We start from the raw sequence: 26,030 nt of genomic DNA, 5'->3' as shown, positions 1-26,030 counted from the left end.
CCGGGGCAGAACAAGCGCGCAAGCGCGCTGCCCATCGACGGGCCCATTGCCTGACAGGCTCTTTTTCTCAGAAAAAGATGCCGAGAAGGCCCCCCCGGCACGGCGATTTGGCTAGTCTTGGTGCATCGCTTGTTCTGTGGGATGTGCTTGGAAATCATGAAGCGTGACTAGGACCCGCCGATCAGCTAAGCACGCGGACGTTCGGTGTCATCGCTAGATTGCAGATGAGCAATCTCCCAATAACCGACCCCACCTGAGGTTCGAATATCGCCACGTTTTTTCATTCTATGAAGGTATGAACGGAAGGTAGTCTCCTTGAGATCAAAATTTGTAAGACGTGCTTCACGAAACAGAACTTGCGTGGATACAGCGCTTTTTGACTCTCTAAGCGTTTGCAAAATGGCGTTCTCTGCCAAAACGCGGTTCGCGCTGTTCTTTCTTGTGGTGAATTTTAGCCCCTCCCGCTCTGCGCGAGCCTTGGCGAGTTGCCTACTTAATGCGCGACGCTCGTCCTCGAGACCTTGAATCTTGGTCTCAATATCCTCCAGCTCTCGTGTGAGACGCTTCTCAAAATAGGTAAGCTTATCTGACATTTGTGTGTTGCACTTCAATTTCTGCAACAAATAGTATAACTTGACGCAAGAAACAAGCCCGCAAAACCAGTGCCTTACAACACTTGACAGGCCGATCAAAATAATGTAACCTCAGGAATATATTCCTGAGGTTACATTATTGCGCTTCGTGTTTTGGTTTGCTTGTTGCAATTCCAGGAAACGATGTCATCTGTAATTCAACAACTAACCCTGCGCTCTGTGAGGCTTGGACTCCAAAGAGTAGGGGTAAAAAGCCGGCGATAGCCGGTTTTTTTATTTTGAGGGCAGCGTTCTGAAGTTACGTACTCGCGTCTACATTGACGGATACAATCTCTACTACGGTTGCCTGACGAAATCACCCTTCAAATGGCTGGATGTACTGTCTCTTTTCGAAGACAGGATATTGCCAACAGTACTCTTCCGGCCACAACCAAGTGCTGAACCTGCGGACATGGAGTTGGTGACAGAAAGTGCAGTCAAATACTTCACCGCGAAGATCGTGGAGAGCGCAGCCAAAGGGGCAGACTCCGTTTCGTCGCAAGCCCAATATCACAACGCGCTGACCAAACACTTGAATACCCGAGTAGAAATCGTGCTCGGTGGCTATGCGCTTTACAAAGGCAAACAAGCCCTAGTCTCCGATGACGACCCAAAGCGGCTCCCAAAGGACTGCGAAAAAGTTCAGGTCTGGAAGATTGAGGAGAAGCGTTCAGACGTCAGCATCGCGCTGCAGATGTTCGACGATGCAGTACGCGGAGAGGTTGATCAAGTCGTCCTGGTCACCAACGACACTGATCTTGTTCCAGCCTTTGAGATGCTGGAAATCCGCTGCCCAGAAACTGTTCGAGGGCTAGTGGTACCCACAAGAAAATCCAACGAAAGTCAGAAAATCGAACGTCAAGCAAACACAGATTTGAGCCAAAGAGCACACTGGGTAAGGCGATACATTACTGAAGATGAACTTCGGCAATCCCAGTTGCCGGATGTGGTGCATGGTGGTCGCCGGGCCTCCGTCAGACCATATTCATGGTATGCTAGGCCAGACCATCTGAAGACACTGCTCGATTTGGCGCGCCCTGTTCTTGGAAAAGACAATGCGATTATGAAGTGGGCGCGAGAAGAAAATAGCTGGCTTGAAGGGATGCGGCCAATTGATTTGATTGAAACTGATGAAGGTGCGGAACGGGTGTTTGCCTATATCCGAGACTACAAGAGCGCAAAGGATAGCAACAAGCACAAGAGTTACTGAATTGGGTCCGGTACCAAACTGAGACCGCTAAACTCCCTAACAACACCCTAACAAAATCCACTTTCCCCAACAATCCCCAACACTTAACACCCGGTTGCAACCTTGCAACCACCCCCTCAGGCCACCAGAGCCTCGGCTTTTTTCAGGTCGACGGACACAAGCTGGCTCACGCCCTGCTCGCCCATCGTCACCCCGAACAGCCGGTCCATCCGCGCCATCGTGACCGCGTGGTGGGTGATCGTCAGGAACCGTGTATTCGTCTGCCGCGTCATCTCATCCAGCATGTCGCAGAACCGGTTCACGTTCGCATCGTCCAGCGGCGCGTCGACCTCGTCCAGCACGCAGATCGGCGCCGGGTTCGCAAGGAACACCCCAAAGATCAGCGCCAACGCCGTCAACGTCTGCTCCCCCCCCGAAAGAAGCGACAGCGTGCTGAGTTTCTTGCCCGGCGGCTGACACAAAATCTCCAGCCCCGCCTCCAGCGGATCATCGCTCTCCACCAGCACCAACCGCGCTTCCCCGCCCCCAAACAGGTGCGTGAACAGTTTCGAGAAGTTCGCGTTCACCTCGTCGAACGCTTTCAACAACCGCTCCCGCCCTTCCTTGTTCAGCGACGCGATCCCCGTCCGCAGCTTCGCAATCGCCGCTTCCAGATCCTCTTTCTCCGACAAAAGCCCGTCATGCTCCTCCCGAACCTCGCGCGCATCTTCCTCCGCCCGCAGGTTCACCGCGCCAAGCGCATCCCGCTGCCGCCGCAACCGCATCACATCCGCCTCGATCCGGTCCAGCGTCGGCAAAGGCTCCGGCAAATCGCCCAGGCTTTCGCGCAAGTCTTCCGGCGACATCTCCGTATCCTCCGCAATCCGCTCCGCCGCCGCCTGCACCGCTTCCGCCGCCGCATCCCGCCGCGCTTCCGCCGCTGCACGCCCTTCGCGGGCCTCCGACGCGGCCCGTTCGGCATCGCGCTCTGCCGCCGTCGCCGCCCGCAGGTTCGACTCGCCAACCGAAAGCGCATCGGCCGCCGCAGCCTTGCGCGCCTCCGCCTCCGTGATCTGAGCGGCCAAACTCTCGCGCCGCTGCGCAATCTCGCCCGGCTTCTGCCGCGCGTCAGCCAAGGATGCCTCGGCCTCCGCGCGCCGCTTTTCCAACTCGGCCAACCGCGTTGCGGCATTGGTCAGCCGGTTCTGCCAAGAGGTGATGTCCTGCCCGATCTTGGAGATGCGCGACACGCGATCTTCACCATCGCGCTTGACCTCATCAAAGGCGGCGCGCTTGGCCAACATCGTCATGCGCGCGGCCTCGACCGTGGTCTTCACATCGGCAAGTTTCTGGCGCACGGCGTCCAGGTCATCGAGCTCGGCCAGTGAATCCTGCGCCCGGACCAACTCTGCCCGAGCGGATTCGGCCTCTTCTGCGTGGCGGGCCGCTGTCAGGCGAAGCGTTTCCAGCTTGCCGTCCAACACGCTCTGATCCGCTTCGGCCCGCGCTGCAGCCCGGCTGGTCTGGCTCAATTGCGTTTCCGCATCCCTCCGTGCGGTCCGCGCCGCCTTGTCGGCCTCGGTCAGCTCATTCAGGCGGGTCGAAACCGTATCATGGGCTTTACCGGCCTCATCCGCAGCCCGACGCGCCTTGGCCTGCTCGACCTGCAGCTCTGTCAGGCGATTGGCCTGCTCCAAACGACGCGCGGCAGTAGATACAGCATCGGCGGCCGCGACGGCAAAGCCGTCCCAACGCCAGAGGTCCCCATCGCGGCTGACAAGGCGTTGTCCCGGTTGCAACATCGGCTGAAGCCGAGCGCCGTCGACGGCGTCAATAATGCCGATCTGGGACAGACGGCGGGTCAGAACACCCGGGGCCTTTGTCACATCGGTTGCGGGCTGAACGCCATGGGGCAGCGACGCGGCGTCGTCGTAGCTTGGCAAATCAGACCAACCCGTGGTGCCCGGTGCCGTGGCGCGCGCCGCTTTCAGGTCATCGGCCAAAGCGGCGCCGATCGCGGCCTCGAATCCGGGTGACACGCTGACTTCGTCAAGAACCTGGCCGCCATCGCCGCGGTCGCGCTCAAGCACGCGGGCCAGCGCCGACACTTCCGCATCAAGCGTTCCAGCGCGCCCTTCGGCCTCGGATCGGGCTGAACGGGCGTCGGCCTCGGTGATTTGGGCTTCGGCACGGCTGGCTTCGGTCGCGAGCAGCGTTTCTTCCGCGCGGGCAGCAAGGTCTGTGGCGCGAACCAACGCGTCGGCGGCTTCGGACGCCTCGCGTTTGAGCGCCTCCAGACGGGTCTCGGCTTCGGTGGCCGCTTGGGTCGCGGTGGCAGCGTCGGACTCGTTGCGGGCGACAGCCTTCTCGGCCTCGCCGATCCGACGTTCGATGGCTTGGTGCCGCGCGGCTAGTGCTGCGGATTGTTCTGTCAGGTCAGAAAGTTCTGCTTCTTGGCCGGCCAAAACGCTGCGGGCGTCGGTCACTTCGTCCCGGGCCAGCGCGAGGCGCTCATCCTGACCGTCTTGCTTGGCCTGAAGCTCGACCCGCTCGGTGCGCAGGCGCTCCACCGTGTCGCTGGCATCGGCGTTCAGGGTCTCTTCACGCTCGCGATCCTTGTCGATCTGCGCGATGCGGGCAGTCAGGGTGTCTACAGCAGCTTCGGCGCGTTCGGCTTCGGCCTGCAACGAATCGCGTTCAACCAGCAGGCGTTGCAGGATCGCAGCGGCGACAGCGTCTTCCTCACGCAACGGTGGCAGGGCCTCTTCGGCGGCTTCGCGGGCCTTTACCGCATCGCGTGCGGCCGCTTCGGCCTGAGCGGCTGTGGTCAAACCATCGCGCAGCGCCTCTTCGGCCCGCAAACGCGCATTGTCCGCATCGCGCCACCGCAAGAAAAGAAACAGCCCTTCGGCAAGGCGAAGTTCAGAGCCGATTTCACGGTAGCGCGCTGCCTGTTTTGCTTGCCGTGCCAAAGCGTTGAGCTGATTTGCAAGCTGTTCGAGGACGTCGTCAATTCGTGCCAGGTTGGTCTCGGCGGCTTTCAGTTTCAGCTCTGCTTCGTGCCGACGTTGGTAGAGACCGGAGATACCAGCAGCCTCTTCCAGGACGCGCCGCCGCGCTTTGGGGCGAGCGTTGATCAGCTCTGAAATTTGCCCCTGACGGACCAGAGCGGGGCTGTGCGCACCGGTGGATGCATCCGCAAACAACATCGACACATCGCGGGCGCGGACGTCTTTTCCGTTGAGTTTATAGGCACTTCCGGCGTCGCGGGTGATCCGGCGCACAATGTCGATCTGGTCCTCTTCGTTGAAGCCGGCGGGCGCAAGGCGGTCAGTGTTGTCGATCTGCAGCGAAACCTCGGCGAAGTTGCGAGCCGGGCGTGTGGCAGCGCCCCCGAAGATCACATCTTCCATGCCTGCGCCGCGCATCGCCGTGGGCCGATTTTCCCCCATAACCCAGCGCAAGGCCTCGAGAAGATTGGATTTCCCGCAGCCATTCGGGCCGACCACACCGGTCAGGCCATCGGCGATCACAAGATCGGTGGGATCCACAAAGGATTTGAATCCGTTGAGTCTGAGCTTGGAAAAACGCACGGGATGCCTGCCTTGTTTGCCGCGATTCTTATGGGGTGCCAGTGTCCGGACCGGGGTGCCGCGAGTCAATAATGCGGGACCGCATATCGTAGTATCCAGCGGGTTATCCCCAAGATATGAGATCTTGGCCTAGATATATGAGTGCTCGTGCCGCAGCGCACGAGCAGTAGGGCGCTGCGGCGGTTCAACGAGTTGGACGTTCGACATAGGCCCGCGCAACACTTGCATGACCATGAAATGCGCATAGTTGAGAAGCGCACGGCGCAGTGTTATTCTGCGTGTGACCCGGCGCCGGGGTGTCAGGCGCGTGAGCCATGGAGGATAAGGTCCTGACCGGACTTACTCAGGCGGGCCAGACCGCTGCACCGAGTGCGCGACATGCGCGCCCCGAACCGACTTACACCAGCGAAGCGCTGTTGGAGCGGATCCTGACCTCACTTGATGACGACAAGGCCGAAGACATCGTGCAGATCGACCTGCGCGGCAAATCTTCGATCGCCGACTACATGGTCGTGGCCTCCGGGCGATCGACCCGGCAGGTCTCGGCGATTTCGGAAAAGCTTGTCGAGCGGTTGAAGGCCGAATTTGGCCTGAACGCGAAGATGGAGGGCAAGGATGCGGGCGATTGGGTTCTGATCGACACGGCGGATGTGATCGTCCACGTGTTTCGGCCCGAGGTGCGCGAATTCTATCAACTCGAGAAGATGTGGCAGCCTCCGGCGGCCACATGATCAGCGGGTGAAGGTACATCTTTGCGTTGTCGGCCGCTTGAAGGGTGGGGCGGAAAAGACGCTGATCGACGATTATCTCAATCGGTACGACAAGATGGGGCGCGGCCTTGGGCTGACGCTTGGTCGTGTTGTGGAGGTCGAGGATCGCAAGGGCGGAGGTATGGCGGCAGAGGCGGAACTGCTGCGGCGTGCATTGCCCTGCGAAGCCTTCTGGGTGATGGATGAACGCGGCGACGTCATGACCTCGCCAGAGTTTGCGAAGCGACTTGGCGCGCAGCGTGATCTTGGGGCCGGTGATTTGGCTTTGGTGATCGGCGGCGCGGACGGCACGGATCCGGGATTTCGGGCGCAGGCCAGTCTGGCGATTTCGTTCGGCAAGATGGTGTGGCCACACATGCTGGCACGCGTGATGCTGTCCGAGCAGCTATATCGGGCCGCTTCCATCCTGTCGGGCGCGCCATACCACCGCGTGTAGACGCTATTGCATCAGGATATCCTGCCGGTGCCGCCGGAGCAGCAGCAGGCCGAAAAAGAGCGGGATCAACGCCCAGAGCGCGACCAGCGTCAGGGATACGAAATCCGGTTGGTAAGATTGATAGACGCCTTGCCGGAACAAGGTGGTGGCGTGGATCCATGGGGTCCACCACAGCACATCCTGCGCATTTTGCGGCAAATCCTCGACAATGAAAAAGACGCCGGCGGCCACCAGAAGTGGACGGCTTAGGATGCTCCAGATCTGCGCCCAAACCGGAAAAAGGCCCACAAGCGCGCAATTGAGCGTACCGTGACCGAGGCCGAGAGCCGCCATCATCGCAAGTGCGCCGAGGATCGCAGTCAGGTCGAGAGGGGTGGTGGTCCCGGTCCACCAGATGATCCCGGTCATCGCGATGGCGACAACTCCGAAACCGGTGAGTGTGTTGAGGATGAATCGCGCCAAGACCGCGTCGATCCATGACACGGCCGGGTACATAAGCAGCGGTTTGGAAAAGGTCAGCGCCAGGCTGATGTGCTGCTGCAACGTGTTGTAAAGGTAAAACGCAAGGTAGCCTGACGCGTAGAACAGCAGAAAAGATGTTCCCAGCGGTGGTACCCGGATCAGGAATTGCAGGGCGACCGAGATCACGATGACGGCGCCGATTGGCTCCAGCACGGCCCAGACGTAGCCGCCGGGAGAACGCCCGTAGCGTGTCGACATTTCGCGGAGCATCAGGGCGAGGGTTGCGCGGGCCGCACGTTGCAACGTGCCGGTCGGCAGCGCGGCGGGTTGGGCTTTGACGTTGCTGATCACACGGGGGCTCACATTCTGAGGGGCATTCATCCGGAATTAACGGGACTCAGTATCTATGGCTCTCGTCAACAAGTGATGAAGACTGGGGGCATCATGTCAGCAAGGCCGATACCGAAACTGGTGGACGACGAAGATGCAGCTGCCAAGATCGCCGCCGCCGCGATGGCGGGTGCTGTGCCGGAGCGGTCCAAGGTGATCCAGGTGCGCGCCACTGTCGGGCCCGCAAAGATGCGGTTCCGCCATTGGGGGCAGATCCTGTCGTTCTTGGTGCTGGTGGTGGTGCCGTTCGCGGCAGTGGCGTTCTATCTGGAGGAACATGCGACGCCGCAATATGCCTCGACCGTCGGATTTACAGTCCGCACGAACGAGATGCAGGGATCCCCGCTGCGCCCCGGAGCGGCAGCGCAGGTCACCATTGCGCGCTCGGAACCGGATGCAGACATCCTCAACGAGTTCATTGCCAGCCGGGCGCTTGCAGAACGCTTGCTGGAGCGTACCGATCTTCGTGCCCATTATGCCCAAACATATGAGGTGGATCCGATTTTTGCCCTGCCGCCTGATGCGACGGTTGGGCAATTCCTCGAGTACTGGCAGCGCAATGTTCAGGTGAATTACGACCGCGCCTCGGCCTTGATGCAGGTCCATGTGCGGGCCTTCGATCCTGAGACTGCGATGTCGATCACGCAGACGATTCTCGAGGAGAGCCAGATCCTTCTCAATACTCTGAATGATGCGCTGCATGCCGATACGATTCGCTTTGCCGAAGAGGAACTGGAACGCGTGACGCAGCGCCTTGTGCGCGCCCGAAGTGATCTGGCCAATTTTCGCAGCCAGACGCAGTTGATTGACCCGAGCTCGGACCTTGAAGGGCGGTTGGGTGTCGTAGCCAACCTGCAGGAACAGCTTGCCGAGGCGTTGGTTGATTACGACCTGCGCAGCGCAAACACCTCCAATATGGCTGACGCGCGCCTGCGTCAGCTACGCCAGCGCGTCGAGGCGATCCAGGGACGTATCGATGAGGAGCGGGCCCTTTTCATGGTGCAGGAACCCGGCGAAGTCGGCCGCGACTATACCGACGTGATGACGGAGCACGAGAGCCTGGTTGCTGCCAGGGAATTGGCGGAAACCAATCATCGCCTCTCCGTTGCGGCGCTCGATACGGCGCGCACCAATGCGGCACGGCAAAGCCGCTATCTGGCCGTCTACATTGAGCCGACGCTTCCCGACGGGCCAGAATTCCCGCGCAACAGGATGATCCTCGCCCAGGCCGCGTTGTTCTTACTCATCGCCTGGTCGATCCTTGCGCTGATTGTGTATTCGATTCGGGATCGGCAGTGAGGCCGTAAGCGAATGATCCGTTTCGAGAACCTGTCAAAGAGCTTCGTTGTGAACGGGCGGCGCCGCCCGGTGATCCGAAACCTGAACCTGACCATCCCATCGGGTCAGTCTTTGGCCTTGCTCGGCCGCAACGGGGCGGGCAAATCCACCCTGATGCAGATCATCGCCGGCAATATGCGGCCCGATGTCGGGCGCGTGATCAGCGAAGGGTCGATCAGTTGGCCTGTGGGATTTGCCGGATCATTCCATCCGCAGTTGACCGGTGCACAGAACACAAGATTTATCGCGCGCATCTACGGTGTGGATACCGATGAGCTTGCCGATTTCGTGCAACACTTTGCGGAGCTCGGCCCTCATTTCCGAATGCCGGTCCGAACTTACAGCCAAGGCATGCGGGCGCGTCTAACCTTCGGGCTTTCGATGGGAATTGCATTCGATACGTATCTTGTCGATGAGGTGACCGGTGCTGGCGACGCCTCCTTCCGGCAAAAGAGCAAGGCTGTGTTTCGCGATCGGATGCAGAATGCCGGGGCAATCATGGTAAATCATAATCTGAGCGAATTACGCGCCTATTGTGACCATGCGCTTGTGCTTGAAGATGGGCGTTTGCATTACTTTTCCGACCTCGATGAGGCGATTGAGGTACATCGCAGTACGTTGATGCGCCGCCCCGAGGAAGCTTAACACCGCCTGGAAAAATTGAGGGGATGTTCGCCCTTCCGCCCCGATTCTTCGCCCTTCCGCCGCGTTTGCTCCACAGCCTGATCCCACATCGCCGCCATGTTGTCCTCAGACGACATGGGATTACGAGTGATGCCTCAGTTGGTATTCGAGGGCCGATTTTCATCCGGCCAAAGCAGTTTGGACACAGGGATCACCGACATTTTGGTGATCGACGGCGCTGACGGGCCGATGCTTTACGCAACTTCTGGCCCGTTCGGCGGACTGACGGCCTATGACCTTGGGGTATCGGGCACAATCGGCCTCAGCGACTTTGCACATTTCGATGCTGCCTGGTCCGATAGTGTCCTGCGCAACCTCACCCTGATCGAGACAAATGGAACGTTATCGCTCGCGGTCGCAGCCTCGGGTTCGCAAGACGTGCGCTTGTTCGAGCTCACCAATACGGGTTTTGAGCCCAGTACCCTGATGACTGGGGTCAATGCTTCCAACGATCGTTCAATTGAGCTTTCGCAATGGGGGTCGGATATGCTGTTCATGGCATGTGAAGCGGCGGCTGAGATACAAGGCTATGCGATATCGGCCAATGGCACACTGACCCAGCAGATCACCCTCAACGACACCGCGCAAACCTACGTCAGCGGTGCAATTGCAATCGAAACGTTCGATGTGGACGGCATCGAGTTCATGGCAAGCGTCAGTCAAACGGACGGCGGACTCTCAGTCTTTTACATCGATCCGGCAAACCAGCTTTTCAACACGTCCAACATGGGCGTGAATGAGGGGCTCGGGATCATGACGCCCACCGACAGTGCATTGGTGACGCTCGGTGGGAAGGTCTTCATGATTGTAGCGTCTGCCCCGAATGATGGGCAGGGACAGTCGGGCGCTTTGACCGTGCTGGAGATCGGTGCCGACGGATCCATGCGATCGATCGAACATCTCAACGACACGACCGAGACCGTTTTCGGGCAAGTGCAAAGCTTGGACATAATTGAACACAACGGGCAGGTCTACGTGTTGGCCGGCGGCGGGGACGACGGCCTGACCCTGTTCACGATGTTGCCAAGCGGGCGGTTGCAGTTGCTTGACGTGATGACATCCGGTGAGACGACGGGATTGGACAATGTAACCGCCACCGCCACCATGATGGATGGCGATATTTTGCGTGTTTTCGTCGCGACCGAAGGACAGATCGGTCTAGCCGAGATTTCGCTGAACCTTTCCAATCAAGGCGGCACCCAAATTGCAGCTCATCAGGGCGAGGCGTTATTGGGCGGTACGCTGGATGATGTTCTGATCGGTGGCGCCGGGTCGGATGTGCTCTCTGGTGGCGCAGGTGCAGACCTGATCGAAGATGGCCATGGTACGGACACGCTCATGGGCGGGGATGGAGCGGATATCTACATTCTGCGCGCTGATGGGGCGCGCGATCTGATCCAGGATTTTCAGCAAGGGCAGGACCGCCTGGATCTGAGTGATTGGCCGATGTTTTATGAGCCGGACGCAATTGGCTACGAAGCCACGGCCACCGGAGCAATCCTGACGTGGCGGTCTGAGGTGTTGGAGATTGCGACCCGCAATGGCCAGATGCTGACCTCGTCCGAGGTGCAGGCGGCGATTCTGCCCACGGCCACCAGGGCGCCTGATTTTGATGCGATATTTGGCAATTCCGGTGCGCAGGATGTACAGGGCACATCGCTTGATGATGTCATCGTTGCAGGGGATGGCGACGATACAATCATGGCCGCGGCAGGCGCGGACTTCGTAGATGGTGGCGCACAAAATGACAGCCTTTCTGGCGGATTGGGCGATGATACGCTCTTGGGCGGTGACGGTTCCGATGGTTTAGACGGTGGGATCAACAATGACACGCTGAATGGTGGCGCTGGAAACGATACGCTTTGGGGCATGGCCGGGGTAGACACGCTTGTCGGTGGCGACGGCGATGATTTGATCTACGGCGGTGACAACCCGGATATCCTCTTGGGCCTTTCCGGCGCGGATACGATGGACGGTGAAGAGGGCGATGACATTTACTACGTCAGCACCGGTGATCTGCTGATCGACACGGGAGTGCTTGGCTTCGACATAGCGATTATTCTCGACGCAGCTGGCGATACGATCTCGTTGAGCGGCTGGTCCGGTTTGGACCGAATGGAGGGCAACGCGGGCGATGATGTGATCGATGCGACCACCCTAGGGCAAGCGATCTTCATCTGGGCCAATGCGGGCCACGACACAATCCACGGTGGAAGCGGAAACGACACGCTATTGGGCGGTGGTGGTTCGGACAGCGTCAGAGGTGGGGCAGGGCAGGACACGATTCTTGGTGGAATTGGCGACGACACGGTGCATGCCGGGGACGGTGACGATCTTATTTTTGTTTTTGACGACGGTGATGTTGTCCATGGCGGTGATGGCTATGACGAAGTGGTCGTGCGCACGCCGGATGGGATTGCGTTGGCTATCGGCGGCTGGAGCGGAGTGGAGTATGTCATTGGTTTGACGGGCGATGACACGCTCGACGCATTTGGCTATAGCGACAATCTCGTGCTGGTCGGCGGCGATGGCGCGGATGTCCTTTCAGGCGGAAGTGGCAATGACACGATCTACGCCGATGCAGGTCACGATTATCTTTGGGGCAATTCCGGCAATGATGCTTTGATCGGGGCGGGCGGCAACGACACGTTGGCGGGTGGAGCTGGTGATGATTTCCTTGATGGCGGTGTCGGCTCCGACGTTTTCGTCTTCGCCAATGGATTTGGAGAGGATGTCATCGCTGGTTTTGAATCCGGGACCGACCTGATGAATTTGACGGGTTTGACCGGCGTTGGTGATTTCTCGGATCTGACAATCTGGTCATCAGGCGGGCACAAATACCTGCATGCCGAGGGCGATCCGCAAAACTTCATCACGCTGGCCGGTTTCACCGCGGTACTGGATTCAGGTGATTTTATTTTTTGAATTGGCTGTCAGGCAGCATACCCAAACTGGCTTGCATAGTTGGACCGTTTCAAAGCCGATTGTAGCCGGGCGGCTTCCGGTGTGGCGAAGGCAGCGGCGATGGCGTTGGAGTACGGTTTGCGGCCGCTTTCGTTGGCCACCGGGAGACGTGGAGTTTGGCCGATTGCCCAGTCGCAAAACACAGGGAACGCAGTATCGAGATCCTCATAACGTATGATGCCGAATTGAGCATTTCCATCTGCAGAGTGCCAAAGCGGGCCATCTTTTTTGAACGTGCCAAGATCCAAGCCAAGCCCCATCCGGTAATGCTGGTTGAACCAATCTGCCGGGCGCAATGCGGAGAGAAGTAATTGACGTTGCTGGTGCGGCCAGTAACGCGCCCGGCCCATACGATCCGGATCACCGGACCGGCTGGCGTCGAGACAGCTTTCGACGGACGCAAAATCAAATAGATGTTGTTCCATCTGTCCAATGAAATGGGTCAGTCCCAGCCGCAGCTGCGCGTCGCGGTTGGCCGTCGCATCGTGAGGCGCCAAATCGCAGAGCAAGTCTGCGTAACCGCCGATGTCCTGCAAGACGCTGGATCGAAACCAGGTGAAGGGGTCGCGGGTGAGCGACAGAACCACTAGGCGCCGCGGATCATTTCCCGCTCGGATTCGATTTATCGCGCGGGTGATGGCGGCGTTCTCGGTCATCTGACCCATCTGATGCTTGAAGAAATAATCTGCATTCGCCGGGTTCAGAGCGACGCGGAGCACCTTACGCAGCGCATCCTCGCCCAGAAAGTGGCAATGGGCGGCCTCCACCGTTCGCAGGGTTCCAAGCGCCCGGGTGATCGCCGTGCTGGCAACCTTTCCCATCTGGAAAACGACACCGTAGATCTCTGTCACAGCGTTGTCTCGTGCTGGGTCGGAGCAGCGACTTCCGGTGTTGAGGCCTCATTTGTAAGATGGCCTTCAGCGATGAGCCAGTCAAAGAAGCCATTCTCGACGTCAAAAGGATCGCTGAACGCTGTACGCAGGTCGGCACGATCACGGTAAAGGGTTCGAACGGCACCCGGGATGCGGCGGCGATTGCTGAATTGTCCGTAGTGCCAGTAGCGCTCCGGCACTTCGGGCGCACGAGCGCGCGCTACCGCCCGTTTATACCAGGCCCAGATTTCCAGAACCTCGGGATTGTTGTGGGCATAACGGCGCGTCATCTGATCACCAACCGGGCCAAGTTTGGTGAAGTGAAAGAAACGAAGTGGCGCGGCATTGACCGTAATGTCGCCTGCTTCGGTGAACGATAGGTGCCTTTGCGACAGGTTCCAACTGGCAACGTTGCAACCAGGATCCCGCAAAACGCGGACGTCATCAAAGAAGCTGGGAACCAAATCACACCACTTTTGATCGGTGAACAGACCTTTCGGCAGATTGTCCTGACACCAGTCCAGAAGCCGATCGCCCCACCATCTCGCAAAACGTCGGCCTTCGCCATCTGGCCTGTTTGTTACGCCAACAAAACCTAGGTTGTAGGCGCCCCATTTCAGTGACGCGATCTCATTGTCGCCTATGGCGACGGCATTTTCACGTGGTTCGGGGTCGAGCTGGTGCGGTGTAAGAAGTATCTCCGCTGTATCGAGCGCGTCTGTTAAGGGTGCGAGCGTATCGAAGATGGCAATATCAGGGTCGAAGAAAAGCACCTTTTCCGCGTCGTGGTGGTCGAGCAAATGCGCCATGGCTCGTCCTTTGACGGCAGTGCAGGCTTCGACAATGTTGTGGCAGAACATCCAACTTTGGAAGCGTTTGCCCATTTCATCACGTAGTAAGTCTTCGGCGATCAGTATGCTGTCGAATTCGGCCAAGAGGTCTGATTGTGACGTACCCGCAGGGGGCAGATCGGAAACCACCGCGCAGATATGCCAATCTGGATGGACACGTCGCAAAGTGCGCGCAAGCACTCTGGCGCGGTCCAGGTAGGAGTAAGTGAAAGAAGAAAACGCGTAGATGGTCATGATGCAGCCCGCACTTTCTTCACTGTCCGTGTTGGTTTCGCGGCGACACCGCTTGAAGCTTTTTTCGAAGCGGAGTTCACCAGCGGGTGGTCAATCACGGCGAAGCTGAAGTCGCTTGGCTTGGCGATCAAGGACGGCTGCTTTCTGCGTCGCGCGCGGGTGGCCTTGGCCAGCGACTTGCGCTCAAGAAATGTGTCGAGGCTTTTTGTGTCGTCCAAGATTTGCCCGCGTCCGGTATGTTCCACTATGGCCGCGACATTCCCGCTGCCGGGATGCGTAATCACGTGGGCTCCGGCCTGCAGCGCTTCGATTGTGGCGAAGGAATAGGTTTCAACAAATTGGGCCCAATGAAGGACGAAGTCGACTTTCTCGCGTTTCAGCGCATCGACCATGGCCGTTGGATTATGCGCCGTGACATGTACCGGGATGGTGGGAATGCCGGGTTCGCGATGGGTCGGAGCGCCGAAATAAAGGAAACGAACGTCTTCGCGCCCGAGGTTGCGGCGGGCAATATCGCGAAACACAGGATACCCCTTGTGACGCGCGGGCGCCCCAATAAAGGCGATCGTCGCTGGCCCGGAACGAGGCGACGTAATTGCCGGACCTTCTGACAAGCTGTCGTGGGGGACGATCTCGAAGCGCTCGAAGGGGAGGTCCCCCTTTGCAAAAACGATATCGGCGGCGGGTTTCGATGGAGCGATGGCCTGGGTCGGGATCATCTGCACCAGTGCCCGGAGGCGGCGCAGATGGTCTTCACGCTCTTCCCCAAAGAGACACATACGGCATGCTGCGGAAGCGGGTTCCGGGCCGTTGCATTGCCGTACCAGGTTGCTTTGCAAAGCGAAACTTGGACACAGGAAGAACTGGTCATGCAACCACGCCGTCAACCGCTCCGTGCCTGAGGTTTTGGCAAGGGCTGCGATGTCTTCCGGCGAATGGCCCAACAACGCGTGCAGTACGATGTCGATCTTGCGGCTGTTGCGGAAGCGACGGGCCACGTCAAGGATGCTGTCGAAATGAAGCGGCCCGATTCGGGTTCCGGCGATCGTGGCGAAAAGCACGGGATTTTCGCCGACTGGTGCCAGCCGTGGCCGGGGACGGGCCGGATGGAGCGCGACATATCCCACGGCACGTTCGGTGGCGATTTGCATCTCTTTCCCGACACACAGCTGAATGCCGCCACGTACCTTCAGGAAATCATCATGGGTGAAAGCGAAAACGAGATTCTCGTCCGTGCCCTTGAGTGCAGAAAGCAATTGTTGGGCCCCCAACTCGCGTTGCAGTGGCGTGCGTTCGGGGTGGGCGAACAGCCAATCGCCTTCGATGCTTTCAAGTGTCGGGGCGGCTGCGAGGGTGCGCGCAACATCTTCGGCCTTGTCCTGCGCTAAGCGACCTTCGGTCCGGCCGGCCCGAACGTAGTGCAGGAACGGCGGGATGTTGGCATCTGCAATATCGGGATAATGGCTGAGGTAGGTGCGGGTTGAGAAATGCGGTGTGGGGTCCAACCCCTGTTCCCAGCCGATTTGCAGGTAGTGTCGCGCGGCGGCTTTGGCGTCCACGAACTCTCGCCCGCTCGTTGCGCGATAGAACGGGAAATCAATCTCATCCGCTATTTCGTCCGCATCCGCGACAAGCTGCTCGTCTGGGTCGAGCGTCGCGGAAGGTGCAGTCTCAACGATGAGATGAGCAATCTTGGATGCTGCGACTTCCCGGCCTTCCTCCCGACCGAAAGTCAGGTAATGGAGAAACGGGTTCATTTCGGCGTCGGCGACGTCGAGATGCATATCCAGATAGGCGGAGGTTGAAAATTCGGCGTTTGGATCCAGCCCGTCTTTCCAGCCGGTGCGCATGTAATGATACAGGGGATCGGAAAGCAGTTCGCCGTCGGAGAATTGGGCAAGGTAGAAGTCGGTGTCGAAATCCGGCCGCATCCGCGCGAGATCAGCGGCCTGAATTGCGGATCTGTGGAGGATACGGTCAACGATACCGCGACCCATTTCGACCAACGTCTGCATGCTCGAATGTCCTTCGTCTGTTGCGGGTGGGGACACCTCGGCCCCGGCTACCCTCGCGTGCTGCGCGGGTTATCCCGCTTGCTTCAAACGAAGTTAAAATCGGATTCGGTCAAAACTCCGTTAAAGTTGGCCAAAGTTATCAGGTCTCCGCCGCCGATAACGAGCGACACGAACGTGTGCGTCCCATCTGTTGAGATCGACAAATCGTTGATGCATGAGGCATTTCCCACGTTTGCAAGGTCCAAAACGTCCGTTCCAGCGGCGAAGTCGGAGACGACATCTTCCCCCCAATCATCTCCGAACACGAAACTGTCCGCGCCGGAGTTGCCCATCAAGAAATCCTTGCCGCCCCCACCTTGAATGGTATCGTTTCCTGCGCCGCCGATCAGGGCATCATCGCCTGCGCCGCCGAAGACATCGTCATCATCGCCATCCGCATAGACCGTGTCGTTTCCCGCGCCGCCGATGATACGGTCATTGCCGGTGCCACCGGTGATCACGAAGCCTGCGCTTGAGCCAGTTGCGTCGATGGTGTCGTTCCCGGTAAACCCTTCGACCCGTTCGACGCTGATCCAGGTGCCGATGGCAGTTTCCACGCCGCTGGCCGTATTCAGGATGGCGGTATCGTACCCGTCGCCACCATCTGCCACCACGTCGCCACTTTCGCCGATGTAGAAGTCATCGGCGCCGTCACCGCCATGGAACGTGTCATTTCCGGTGCCGCCCTGCATCGTATCCGCGCCAGCCCCGCCTCGCAGCAGATCGTCATCATCTCCGCCAAGAAGGATGTCGTCACCGGAGCCGCCGGTGATCTGATCGTCGCCTGCATTGCCCCACAGAAAGCGCGTTTCGGTGGCCCCTGTTGCGTCGATCGTATCGTTCCCGGTGAAACCTTCGATCCGTTCAACCGAGGTCCATCCGCCAACTGATAGCGCCGCGCCCGCGGCGTTGGTTAATGTGGCGACGTCGTAATCGGCCCCGCCGTCCGAGATGCTGTCGCCCGCGCCGTCGATGTAGAAAACGTCATTCCCGGCCCCGCCGTCCATAGTGTCGTTTCCAACTTCACCCATGATCGTGTCGTTTCCGGCGCCGCCGGACAGACGATCATTGCCATCACCACCAAGCAGGATGTCGTTGCCCTCGCCACCTGTGATCACGTCGTTACCGTCGTGACCCCAGATCAGGATCTGGGTCTGCTGCCCGGTCGCGTCGATCGTGTCATCGCCGGTATAGCCTTCGATGCGTTCCACACCGGACCAGCCGCTTAGGTCGAGGTTCTGTCCGGTTGTCACCACGATCTGCGCCAGGTCGTAGCCCATTGCACCGCTGTCTGTTACGACGTCCCCGGTCTCGACGTAGTAGATGTCATCTTCGGCTCCGCCATCCATGCTGTCGTTGCCGCCTTCGCCGATCAGGATGTCGGTGCTCAGGCCACCAAGCAGAATGTCCTGCCCGGTGCCACCCACCAGCGTATCCGCACCCGCGCCGCCTTCGAGTGTATCGTCACCTGCGTTGCCATTCAGCAGATCACCGTCGGTTGCACCATCTAGCAAATCACTGCCTTCACCGCCCAGAAGCGTGTCAGCACCTTCAGCGCCACGCAATGTGTCGGATCCGTCATTACCTTTGATCTCATTGCCGACGGCATTGCCATCGACGGAGTCGTTGCCGCTTCCAGCGGTGAAGTGTTCGATCACAGAGCCGCGCGCGATCCACATGTTGTCGTTGTGGCCTGCACCATAGGGATTCACGACCGTCGACAGCGTCTCAGCCACAAGTGAGACGAACTGGTCGGACGTATCGAAAGAAAAGTCGATCAAGTCCGTTCCGCCGACATCGCTGATCGAAAAGGCGATGGAGGACGTGTCGAACAATCCATCGGGGTCCGTGCCGAATTCTAGGTAATCGAACAGGGCCGCGAGGTAGCTTCCGTTGGTGTTGAGGTCCGACCCGGCATAGGCATTCGCGAAAGTGTGGCCCGCGCCGTAGATCGTATTGCCGGTTGTCGGGCTGGAGCTGCCATCCGCCGCGCCATAGAGGTTCTGAAGAGCGATGATATCGACCATCATCGGGGTCAGGATCGACGACACTGTCGAGCCGGTGAAGGGATTTTCGTTCTGGTTGAAATACGACATGACCGAGCTGAGCCAGCTGTCGTTCAGAAACGTATTCGTGTTGGCATCTCCGGTGTTGCTGAGCCCGAAGCTGGCCGATCCGTTGTAGTCGCCCTGATGGCCGAGGCCCAAGGCGTGGCCGATTTCATGGAGATACGTCTGGAACCCGTAATCGTTGATGTCGTCTTTCCCTGACGTGACCCAGCTCTTGTGGACATTGACCGTCGCAGACGCCGTCACCGAGGCGTTGTTCCAGGCCGAGGTGTAGCTGGCGAAGGCGCCGTTCTCTTCATCGTCGAAGGTGATCTTGGCGCCGGACGCAACGACATCGAATTCCACGTCGATCACCAATTCAAAGGCTTGCAGCGCCCAAAGCGCGAGTTTTTGTCCATTGGCGTCGAGGGCGTCGATGTCGACGGTGATCACGTTGCTGCTGCTGGTGTCGAAGCTATGTCCTACAGCACCTTTGTCTTGCCAGAAGCCATCAGTCAGGTAGTCGGCCAAGGCATCGTATGTGGCGAGCGTTTTCGTTGGGGTCAGGATGTCCGTGGTGAGACGATAGCCGCCGGTCATCCACTCGCTGTTGCTGTTGGTGCTGATAAATGCGCCCACGTCGAGGTAATAGGTTCCGGTCTCAGCCGCTTGGAAGTTTAACATGGCGTCGAAGCCGTCGCCGCCGTCATCGTTGATGGCAATGACGGTCCCGTCACTGTTTCGCAGCCGGAGGAAGCTGTCGTCGAGCGCATTGCCGGTGCGGCCCGTGACCGAAAAGGAGTAAATCTCACCCGCCGTCAGATCGATCGCGACCCAGTCGCGGTCCCCGGCCACCGAAATCTCACCATCGAATGTGTCTTCTGCGCCGATGAAATAGGCCGTTGTCGCGCCATTGGTGGCATCAACACTTGCCTGTTCGACACCGGAGCCATCGGTCGGGGCGAACGTGGTGTACCCCGTCTCCCCCATTGGGATGGCGGTGAAGTCCATCGCAGGTACACCCTGCGCGATCTCATCCGGCATCAGCCTTTCGTAGGAGCATTCTTTGTCCTGGGGGCGGAACGCGGTGCAGATCGTACACATTGGATTTCCAGCTTTTGTCGCGGCAATCAGAGGGGTGCGTTCCATCAAGATTTCTGGCGCGGCGGAAAGCGGGCGGAAATGTGGCAAGACTTTGTCTCTTGTCTCAAAGGCTGATAGCCATCGAAACGGATCGGTAGGAAAGAGCGCGCGACAGATGGCAAACACTCCAAAACCAGTGGTTTTATGCATTTTGGACGGCTGGGGGATCGGTCAGACGGAGGCCGACAATGCGCCCTTGCTGGCCAAGACGCCCAACATGGATCGGCTTTTGTCGACCTGTCCGCATGCGACGCTTCTGACCCATGGTCGCGATGTTGGGCTTCCGGATGGACAGATGGGCAATTCCGAAGTCGGCCACACGAATATCGGCGCAGGCCGGGTCGTGAAGATGGATCTGGTCGAGATCAACGACGCGATTGCGGAAGGCGCGTTTGCGACACGCCCCGCCTTGACCGAGTTCATCGAGACTTTGAAATCAACCGGCGGCACAGCGCATCTGATGGGGTTGGTCAGCGATGGCGGAGTGCATTCGCAGCTGACGCATCTGGAAGCCGCGGTCGAGTTCCTTGCCAGTGCCGGGGTACCTGTTGTCATTCACGCAATCACCGACGGACGCGACGTTGCCCCGAAATCAGCCAAAGACTTCGTCGAGGGCTTGATGACCCGCCTGCCGAACGGTGTGCAGATTGGCACGGTTTTGGGCCGCTACTTTGCCATGGACCGCGACAACCGCTGGGACCGGGTGCAGAAAGCCTATGGCGCGATGGTGCTTGGTGGAGGGGATCCGTACGAGACCCCGATTGAAGCGGTGCAGGCCTCTTATGACGCCGGCAAGACGGATGAATTCGTACCACCCAGCGTGATTGCGGACTATGCCGGTATGCAGGATGGTGACGGGATCTTCATGCTGAATTACCGCGCCGACCGGGCCCGCGAGATACTGGCTGCCATTGGCGATCCGGATTTCGATGCGTTTGACACGTTCGGTCGACCCGATCTGGCGAGCAAGCTCGGGATGGTCGATTATTCGAAGGCACACGACGCATATATGAGCACGGTGTTCCCGAAGCAGGACATCGCGAATACACTGGGGGAATGGGTGGCAAAAGCAGGTCTGTGGCAGTTCCGCTTGGCAGAGACCGAGAAATACCCACACGTGACCTTCTTCCTGAACGGCGGTGTCGAGGTGCCGGAGATGGGAGAGGATCGGTCGATGCCGAAATCGCCGAATGTCGCCACCTATGACATGCAGCCGGAAATGAGCGCGGGGGAGGTGACCGCGCAATTCGTGGACGCCATCCGCGCTGGCTACGATTTGATCGTCGTTAACTACGCAAACCCCGACATGGTTGGCCATACCGGCGATTTGCAGGCGGCGATTGCGGCCTGTGAAGCGGTGGATGCGGGGCTTGGCGAAGCGATTTCGGCGTTGGAAGAGGTTGGCGGTGCGATGATTGTCTGCGCGGATCACGGCAATTGCGAGATGATGGTTGATCCCGACACCGGCGGGCCGCACACGGCGCATACCACGAACCTGGTGCCGGTGGTGCTGGTTGGTGGGCCGAACGGTGCGCAGTTGCGGGATGGACGTTTGGCCGATCTTGCGCCTTCCCTGTTGCAATTGATGGGGCTGGAGAAACCTGCGGAGATGACCGGGGAGAACTTGATCGCATGATCCTGCGCGCGGCGCTCCTCGGGCTGTCAGCCCTCCTCGCAGCTGCGCCGGGTGTTGCGCAGACCGATCCGGCTGAAACAGCGCGCGAGGCGACGCGGTTGCTGGAGGATGCGGCCACTGGTCTGCGGGAGGCCGAGACGTCGCGAGATCGGGTGGAGGCGTTGACCACGACGGTGCGGGCCTATGAACATGGGCTTCATGCGTTGCGGGCCGGTATCCGCGAGGCTGCCTTGCAAGAACAGACGATCCTTTTGAGATTCGAGGCAGAGCGGGCGCGCTTGGCGCAGCTCTTGGGCGTGTTGCAACGGATCGAGGAGGCGCCGGAGCCCGCGACGCTTTTGCACCCGGAGGGACCGTTAGGCACGGCACGACTGGGGATGATCGTGGCCGATGTTGCGCCTGCGGTCGCGCGCGAAGCGGCGGCGTTGGGGGATCAACTGGAAGAGCTTACGGTCATGCGGGCGTTGCAGGATGGGGCGATTGCGGAGTTGGAAGGCGCGGTGCAAGGCGTGCAGGAAGCGCGCACCGCCCTGAGCCAGGCGATTGCGGATCGGGTCGACCTGCCCGAGCGCTTTGACCTCGATGGGGCGGCCATGGCGCAATTGGTTGGTAGCATTGATAGCCTGGCCAGTTTCGCAACCACCCTGGGCGAGACGACGGCCGGAACGACCGAGGGCCTGCCGAATTTCGCAAGCGCGCGGGGCACCTTGGATTTGCCGGCATCCGGGGCCTTGCTGCGGCGATTCGAAGAAGCGGATGCTGCGGGCATTGCGCGACCGGGTGTGCTTTATGCGGTTGAGCCGCGCTCGCTTCTGACGGCGCCGTGGCCCGCATCGGTCCGATATGCCGGTCCGCTGCTGGATTACGGAAATGTCATTATTCTGGAGCCGGATGCGGATTATCTTCTCATTATCGCGGGCGCTGGTGATCTGTTTGTCAGCGCTGGTGAATTGGTACCAGACGGTGCACCTTTAGGGCTGATGCCGGGCCAAACCGGCGAAGACGAGACGGATTTGATCGTATCCGAAGCGCAAGGCGGTGGCGCCGGGCTGACGGAAACGCTTTATATGGAACTGAGACAGGGCGGGCGCCCGGTGGATCCTTTGGATTGGTTCGCCGCAAACTAGGCCCCCGCGACGGCAGTTGATGAGGAAGGACGACGCGCGATGAACAAGCTGATGATGGCCGCCGTGGGCGGTATTGCGGGGGGCGTGCTGGTCAGTACGCAAATCGCGGGCCCACTTTTGGCGCAGGAGGCGGCCAACAATAGCTCGGTCTATGAACAGCTTGATCTGTTCGGTGACATTTTCGAGCGGATCCGTGAGAACTACGTTGAAGAGGTCGACGAGGCGGACCTGATCGAAGCGGCGATCAACGGGATGCTCGTCTCGCTTGATCCGCATTCCAGCTACATCTCGGCCAGCGATTTCGAGGATATGCAGGTGCAGACCCGCGGCGAATTCGGTGGACTTGGGATCGAAGTGACGCAGGAAGATGGCTTCGTGCGCGTCATTACGCCGATGGATGATACCCCGGCCATGGAAGCCGGTGTCGAGGCGGGTGATTTCATCACCCATGTCGATGGCGAGGCGCTTTTGGGTCTGACGCTGGAAGAAGCGGTGGATCTGATGCGGGGGCCTGTGGGCAGCGACATCATCATCACCGTGGTGCGTGAAGGCGCGGACGAGCCCTTCGACATCACCATCACGCGGGACCGGATCCAATTGACCGCGGTGCGGTCACGGCTGGAAGGCAACACGGCCATTCTGCGGGTGTCGACCTTCAGCGATCAGACCTTCCCCAACCTGCGGGAAGGCTTGTCGGAGTTGATCGAAGAAGTCGGCGGTTTGGAGAACATGAACGGTGTCGTTCTGGACTTGCGCAACAATCCCGGCGGCCTTCTGAGCCAAGCCATCCGCGTCAGCGATGCGTTCCTGGAGCAGGGCGAGATCGTCTCGACCCGCGGGCGCGAGCCGCAGGATGGCGAGCGCTACAACGCCACGCCCGGCGATATGATCGAAGGCTTGCCGATGGTCGTCTTGATCAATGGCGGGTCTGCATCGGCGTCCGAAATCGTGGCGGGCGCGCTGCAGGATCATCGCCGCGCGGTGGTCGTGGGCACGCAGAGCTTTGGCAAAGGCTCGGTTCAGTCGGTCATGCCGCTGGCCGGGGATGGCGCGATGCGGTTGACCACATCGCTTTATTACACGCCGTCCGGGCGCTCGATCCAGGCACTGGGTGTGGCCCCCGATATCATCGTGGAACAGCGGGATCCGATTGAGGTCGAAGAAGACGAAGATCGTCCCGGCCGGACCGAAGCGGGTCTGCGTGGTGCGATCGAGAACTCGTCGCTGACCGAGGATGAGCTGAACCTTCTGGAAGAAGAGCGCGAGGCCGCCGAGGCGACCGCCACGCTTCGGAACGAGGATTACCAGCTGGCCTATGCAATCGACATTCTCACGGGCTTGAACGCGTTGGGGCCGAACTGAGGTTTGGTCGAATTGACCCCTGAAGCGATTGCAAAGCTTCCGTATCGCCCTTGCGTGGGGGTCGTTCTGACCAACGCGCAGGGGCGTATTTTTGCCGGGCAACGTGCGGATATGGAAACCCCCGCGTGGCAGATGCCGCAAGGCGGTGTGGACGCGGGCGAAACGCCGTTGGACGCGGCCTATCGGGAGTTGGAGGAAGAAACCGGCGTCGGCCTTGCGCATGTGACGTTTGTGCGCGAGACGGCGGATTGGCTCCGCTATGAACTGCCGCCGGAGGTGATCGCGAACCGGTGGGGCGGGCGGTTCCGGGGACAGAAACAGATGTGGGCGCAATTTCAGTTGGATGCGCCTGATGATGTAATCAACCTGACCCACAAGGACGAAGAGTTCAGCGCTTGGCGCTGGATGACAGCTCACGAAATCCTAACGGCGATTGTTCCGTTCAAACGTGATATATATGAAGCTGTCTTCAAGGAGTTTGGCCTATGATCCGTTCGGTTGCCGTGGTGCTTGCCCTTGCTGCCGCCGGTCCGGTGAATGCGTTGTCATGCATCGCGCCCAGTGTGGCCCAGACCTATACATTCGCGGCCGAGAGCCCCGAGAATTATGTGATTGGGGTGGGATCGCTGAACCTGATCGGTCCAAGCAATCCGCCGGAGGGGGCGGTCGCGCAGGGCGGTGATATTAACCAGATGGTCGGCTATACGCAGCCTGCGCAATTCGACGGTGCGCTATTCACGGGGGCTACGTTTGACAATACGCGCGTCCTTCCGGTGACGGTCAACGTGACCTGCGTGGCGGCCTGGTGCGGCGCGGCGCAGGACGTTAATTATGGGATGTTCTTCTTCCGGCAGGTCAATGGCGGCTATGTGTTGGATGAGGAGGCCTGCCCCGGGAACGTCTTCGCGGATGCGCATCCGGGCCTGCTGCAGGAAGTGATCGCATGTCATCAAGGCACCTGTCCGGGGGCTTGGTGACCGGCGCGCGGCCTGATCAGTGAAGCTGCATCAGGCCTTCCCGAACCAGACGTTTGACCAGAACCAGCCGCCCCGCTGCGTCCAGGTCACCCGGCATATCACGCACGCGGAAATCCGGTGTGGTAAGGCAAAATTCCATCGCGGAGGTTGCGAAAGCGGGCATCGCTATTTCGGCGCCCTGACAAGTCAGGCGGACCTTGTCATCTGCTACGGGCTGGATCATGAATATCAGGTGGGATCGCACCCCAACGCGGCTGTCCATCGTAAGCGTATCAAGAGCGGCGAGCTGCGCCATCTGTCCGTCGATGTGGGGCGCGCGCGCGGTCACGAAATCTTCGCGGAACCGATGGAGTAACTTGTCGACCGGCGCATCCTCCAGCAAGCCGAGCAGATACCTCAGGGTCTCATCATGCGCGCCCAGATCTGCGCCGTGATTGGCGAAACCGGGCGGCAGGGCGCGGCGCATCTCTGGCATACGGTGCGCTTTGGCGATGACCGCCTCGATCAGGACATCCGTCCAAGTGCGCACCATCAAGCCGGTTGTAATGTGGAGCGAAGTGTCATCCGTGGCGACCGCGTCATGCGCCACGCCACGTGGGACATAGAGCGTATCGCCGGGCTCCAGCACGAAACGCTGCACCTCGTCGCCCATATCCATGTCGCGCTCGAATGCCTGATCTCGAAGCGGCAGTTCCACCGGCGTGCCGTATATACGCCATTCCTTTGACCCTGCGACCTGAAGGACGATCACATCATGGCTGTCGTAATGCGGGCGAAGGCCCATGTTGCCTGGCGGCGTCATGTAGACATTGGCCTGCACCCGTGCCGATATCACAGCTTCCACGGCACGGCAGTAGCGTGCGAGGTGCGGCAGCCGGTCCTGAAGCCCGGCAAGAATGACCGTCGCCCCATCCGCGAAAAGCTGGGTCACGCGCACCGGGTCGATCCGCCCAGTGTCGGTCGTGAAATCGGCTGAGGTGATATTGCCGTCGGACCGCGTCACGTTGATCTCGGGATGGCTCAACCCCATGGTCGAGATCACCCAATCGACTTCTGCATAGCTAAGTAAGTCGGCGAAATAGCCCGGCTGGCCCCGGCTCACGCGCATCGGCGCTTTCTCGAAATACTCGGCGAAAAAGCGCTCTGGCGTTTCTGGCGCGATGGCCCAATCGAAAGACAATGGCTCGCTCATACGGGGCGCCCGGTTTCTAGGGTGGTCGGATCTGCATCAGACAGACCACGCCCGCCACGCCGGTTCAACGCTCTCG

Annotated in this window: 19 protein-coding genes; 11 read left to right on the top strand and 8 right to left on the bottom strand. The window is 59.6% G+C overall.

Annotated elements, in window-relative coordinates:
* Positions 1-185: 185 nt before the first annotated feature.
* The gene (locus V8J83_RS16600) at positions 186-593 is read right to left on the bottom strand and encodes a hypothetical protein (protein ID WP_339987556.1); all 408 of its coding nucleotides are present in this window, start codon (positions 591-593) and stop codon (positions 186-188) included.
* A gap of 451 nt (positions 594-1,044) precedes the next feature.
* On the opposite strand from V8J83_RS16600, the gene V8J83_RS16595 reads away from it, so the two are divergent.
* Positions 1,045-1,842, top strand: a complete 798-nt coding sequence (locus V8J83_RS16595) for an antitoxin Xre/MbcA/ParS toxin-binding domain-containing protein (RefSeq protein ID WP_339987555.1) — start codon at positions 1,045-1,047, stop codon at positions 1,840-1,842.
* A gap of 116 nt (positions 1,843-1,958) precedes the next feature.
* Here the strand turns inward: V8J83_RS16595 and V8J83_RS16590 are convergent, their stop codons facing one another.
* Positions 1,959-5,414: a chromosome segregation SMC family protein gene (locus tag V8J83_RS16590; protein ID WP_339987553.1), complete on the bottom strand. Its 3,456-nt coding sequence runs from the start codon at positions 5,412-5,414 to the stop codon at positions 1,959-1,961.
* Between the two features lie 314 nt (positions 5,415-5,728).
* Between V8J83_RS16590 and rsfS the strand changes: the two genes are divergently transcribed.
* Together rsfS and rlmH are read left to right on the top strand one after the other, a co-directional pair.
* Positions 5,729-6,145, top strand: a complete 417-nt coding sequence (gene rsfS, locus V8J83_RS16585) for a ribosome silencing factor (protein WP_339987552.1) — start codon at positions 5,729-5,731, stop codon at positions 6,143-6,145.
* Positions 6,146-6,152: 7 nt separating this feature from the next.
* The gene (gene rlmH / locus V8J83_RS16580; protein ID WP_339987550.1) at positions 6,153-6,620 is read left to right on the top strand and encodes a 23S rRNA (pseudouridine(1915)-N(3))-methyltransferase RlmH; all 468 of its coding nucleotides are present in this window, start codon (positions 6,153-6,155) and stop codon (positions 6,618-6,620) included.
* 3 nt (positions 6,621-6,623) lie between these two features.
* On the opposite strand, the gene V8J83_RS16575 is transcribed toward rlmH, so the two are convergent.
* Complete coding sequence (locus tag V8J83_RS16575) at positions 6,624-7,433, bottom strand: ABC transporter permease (RefSeq protein WP_339987549.1); 810 nt, start codon at positions 7,431-7,433, stop codon at positions 6,624-6,626.
* Here V8J83_RS16575 and V8J83_RS16570 point away from each other — a divergent pair.
* The 3 genes from V8J83_RS16570 to V8J83_RS16560 all read left to right on the top strand — a co-directional run bounded on the left by V8J83_RS16570 (position 7,410) and on the right by V8J83_RS16560 (position 12,419).
* Positions 7,410-8,771 (top strand): KpsE/RkpR family capsule polysaccharide export protein, encoded by a 1,362-nt coding sequence (locus V8J83_RS16570; protein WP_339987548.1) that lies wholly within the window; start codon positions 7,410-7,412, stop codon positions 8,769-8,771. The genes V8J83_RS16575 and V8J83_RS16570 overlap by 24 nt on opposite strands.
* A gap of 12 nt (positions 8,772-8,783) precedes the next feature.
* Positions 8,784-9,455, top strand: coding sequence for an ABC transporter ATP-binding protein (locus V8J83_RS16565; RefSeq protein ID WP_339987547.1), 672 nt, complete (start codon positions 8,784-8,786; stop codon positions 9,453-9,455).
* Between the two features lie 129 nt (positions 9,456-9,584).
* Positions 9,585-12,419 (top strand): calcium-binding protein, encoded by a 2,835-nt coding sequence (locus V8J83_RS16560; protein WP_339987546.1) that lies wholly within the window; start codon positions 9,585-9,587, stop codon positions 12,417-12,419.
* Positions 12,420-12,427: 8 nt separating this feature from the next.
* On the opposite strand, the gene V8J83_RS16555 is transcribed toward V8J83_RS16560, so the two are convergent.
* From V8J83_RS16555 to V8J83_RS16540, 4 genes are all read right to left on the bottom strand, one after another.
* Positions 12,428-13,309 (bottom strand): hypothetical protein, encoded by an 882-nt coding sequence (locus tag V8J83_RS16555; protein WP_339987545.1) that lies wholly within the window; start codon positions 13,307-13,309, stop codon positions 12,428-12,430.
* Positions 13,306-14,415, bottom strand: coding sequence for a hypothetical protein (locus V8J83_RS16550; protein ID WP_339987544.1), 1,110 nt, complete (start codon positions 14,413-14,415; stop codon positions 13,306-13,308). Before V8J83_RS16550 ends, V8J83_RS16555 begins: the two co-directional genes overlap by 4 nt.
* Positions 14,412-16,430, bottom strand: a complete 2,019-nt coding sequence (locus tag V8J83_RS16545; protein WP_339987543.1) for a glycosyltransferase family protein — start codon at positions 16,428-16,430, stop codon at positions 14,412-14,414. Before V8J83_RS16545 ends, V8J83_RS16550 begins: the two co-directional genes overlap by 4 nt.
* 83 nt (positions 16,431-16,513) lie before the next feature.
* Positions 16,514-19,666 (bottom strand): pre-peptidase C-terminal domain-containing protein, encoded by a 3,153-nt coding sequence (locus tag V8J83_RS16540; protein WP_339987542.1) that lies wholly within the window; start codon positions 19,664-19,666, stop codon positions 16,514-16,516.
* Positions 19,667-19,775: 109 nt separating this feature from the next.
* On the opposite strand from V8J83_RS16540, the gene gpmI reads away from it, so the two are divergent.
* Genes gpmI through V8J83_RS16515 form a run of 5 tightly spaced genes read left to right on the top strand, consistent with a single transcriptional unit; the run spans position 19,776 to position 24,762 of the window.
* Complete coding sequence (gene gpmI / locus V8J83_RS16535) at positions 19,776-21,296, top strand: 2,3-bisphosphoglycerate-independent phosphoglycerate mutase (protein WP_339987541.1); 1,521 nt, start codon at positions 19,776-19,778, stop codon at positions 21,294-21,296.
* On the top strand, positions 21,296-22,423 hold the full coding sequence (locus V8J83_RS16530) for a murein hydrolase activator EnvC family protein (RefSeq protein WP_339987695.1): 1,128 nt from the start codon (positions 21,296-21,298) through the stop codon (positions 22,421-22,423). The genes gpmI and V8J83_RS16530 overlap by 1 nt, the downstream gene beginning before the upstream one ends.
* A 39-nt stretch (positions 22,424-22,462) precedes the next feature.
* Positions 22,463-23,785, top strand: coding sequence for a S41 family peptidase (locus V8J83_RS16525; protein WP_339987539.1), 1,323 nt, complete (start codon positions 22,463-22,465; stop codon positions 23,783-23,785).
* Positions 23,786-23,788: 3 nt separating this feature from the next.
* Positions 23,789-24,274 (top strand): RNA pyrophosphohydrolase, encoded by a 486-nt coding sequence (locus tag V8J83_RS16520; protein ID WP_339987538.1) that lies wholly within the window; start codon positions 23,789-23,791, stop codon positions 24,272-24,274.
* Positions 24,271-24,762, top strand: a complete 492-nt coding sequence (locus V8J83_RS16515) for a hypothetical protein (RefSeq protein WP_339987537.1) — start codon at positions 24,271-24,273, stop codon at positions 24,760-24,762. Before V8J83_RS16520 ends, V8J83_RS16515 begins: the two co-directional genes overlap by 4 nt.
* Positions 24,763-24,778: 16 nt before the next feature.
* Here the strand turns inward: V8J83_RS16515 and V8J83_RS16510 are convergent, their stop codons facing one another.
* Positions 24,779-25,954, bottom strand: coding sequence for a cupin domain-containing protein (locus V8J83_RS16510; protein ID WP_339987536.1), 1,176 nt, complete (start codon positions 25,952-25,954; stop codon positions 24,779-24,781).
* Positions 25,955-26,030 lie beyond the last annotated feature (76 nt).

The organism is Gymnodinialimonas ulvae (assembly GCF_037543845.1).
Classification (GTDB): domain Bacteria; phylum Pseudomonadota; class Alphaproteobacteria; order Rhodobacterales; family Rhodobacteraceae; genus Gymnodinialimonas; species Gymnodinialimonas ulvae.
Note: the sequence above shows the minus strand (reverse complement) of the source record. Positions and strands in the feature narration are given on the sequence as shown.